At 67.3% G+C, this 1,736-nt stretch carries 1 protein-coding gene; it reads left to right on the plus strand.

Annotated elements, in window-relative coordinates; all coding sequences use genetic code 11:
- Positions 1-1,736: acetoacetate--CoA ligase (locus TBU01S_RS22595; RefSeq protein WP_068639725.1), on the plus strand; the 1,736-nt coding region annotated here is incomplete at both ends.

A 1,736-nucleotide genomic window follows, 5' to 3' on the forward strand; every position in this document is an offset into this window, starting at 1 on the left:
CATGCCGGGGGCGAAATGGTTTCCGGATGCGCGGCTGAACTTTGCGCAGAACCTGCTGCGCTCGCGTGATGCCGGCGATGCCCTCGTGTTCTGGGGCGAGGACCGGGTGCAGAATCGCATGAGCCGCGGCGAGCTGTACCGCGCGGTGGCCCATTTCGCCGCCGCACTGCGCGAGCAGGGCGTGGTGGCGGGCGATCGCGTCGCCGCCTACATGCCCAACATGCCCGAGACGATCATCGTGATGCTGGCCGCGGCGAGCATCGGCGCGATCTTCACCTCGGCCTCGCCCGATTTCGGCGTGCAGGGCGTGCTCGACCGCTTCGGCCAGACCGAACCCAAGGTGCTGGTGGCCTGCGACGGCTATTACTACGGCGGCAAGACCATCGACGTGCTCGACAAGCTCGGCGAGATCGCCGGCCAGCTTCCCTCGCTGCAGCGCGTGGTGGTCGTGCCTTACGTGCATCGCGAACATGATCTGTCGCAGGTGGCGCATGCGCGCCTGTACGCCGACTTCATCGCGCCCTTCCATTTCGTCGACGACATCGCGTTCGCGCAGCTGCCTTTCGACCACCCGCTGTACATCATGTACTCCTCGGGCACCACCGGCGTGCCCAAGTGCATCGTGCATGGCGCCGGCGGCGCGCTGCTGCAGCACCTCAAGGAGCATCGCCTGCACTGCGACGTCAAGCCCGGCGACCGCGTGTTCTACTTCACCACCTGCGGCTGGATGATGTGGAACTGGCTGGTGTCCGGCCTGGCGGCCGGCGCCACGCTGCTGCTCTACGACGGCTCGCCCTTCGCCGGCGGCAATCATGTCCTTTTCGACTACGCCGACGCCGAAGGCATGACCCACTTCGGCACCTCGGCCAAGTTCATCGACGCCTGCGCCAAGTTCGGCCTCGAGCCGCGCGAAACGCACCGGCTCGAGACCCTGCGCGCGATGATGAGCACCGGCAGCCCGCTGGTGCCCGAAGGCTTCGACTACGTCTATCGCGAGATCAAGGCCGACTTGCAGCTGTCGTCCATCTCGGGCGGCACCGACATCATCTCCTGCTTCGTGCTGGGCAGCCCGGTATGGCCGGTGTGGCGCGGCGAGATCCAGTGCCGCGGCCTGGGCATGGCGGTGGACGTGTGGGACGACGACGGGCAGCCGGTGCGCGGCGAGAAAGGCGAGCTGGTGTGCACCAAGCCCTTCCCGGTGATGCCGCTGGGGTTCTGGAACGACGCCGACGGCAGCAAGTACCACGCGGCCTATTTCGATCGCTTCCCCAAGGTCTGGTGCCACGGCGACTTCTGCGAGATCACCGCCCACGGCGGCGTCGTCATCTACGGGCGTTCGGACGCCACGCTCAATCCGGGCGGGGTGCGCATCGGCACGGCGGAAATCTACCGCCAGGTCGAGAAGCTGGACGAAGTCGTCGAGAGCCTGGTGATCGGACAGGACTGGCCGCCGCAGAGTCCGGGCGACGTGCGCGTGGTGCTGTTCGTCAGGCTGCGCGAGGGCCTGGCGCTGGACGATGAACTGATCGGGCGCATCCGGCAGACGATCCGCGACAACACCACGCCGCGCCACGTGCCGGCCAAGGTGTTGCAGGTGAAGGACATTCCGCGCACCAAGAGCGGCAAGATCGTCGAGCTGGCGGTGCGCAACGTGGTGCATGGCCGCCCGGTGAAGAACCAGGAAGCGCTGGCCAACCCCGAGGCGCTGGCGCATTTCCGCGACCGGGACGAACTGG

It is taken from the genome of Thauera butanivorans NBRC 103042, assembly GCF_001591165.1.
Classification (GTDB): Bacteria; Pseudomonadota; Gammaproteobacteria; order Burkholderiales; family Rhodocyclaceae; genus Thauera; species Thauera butanivorans.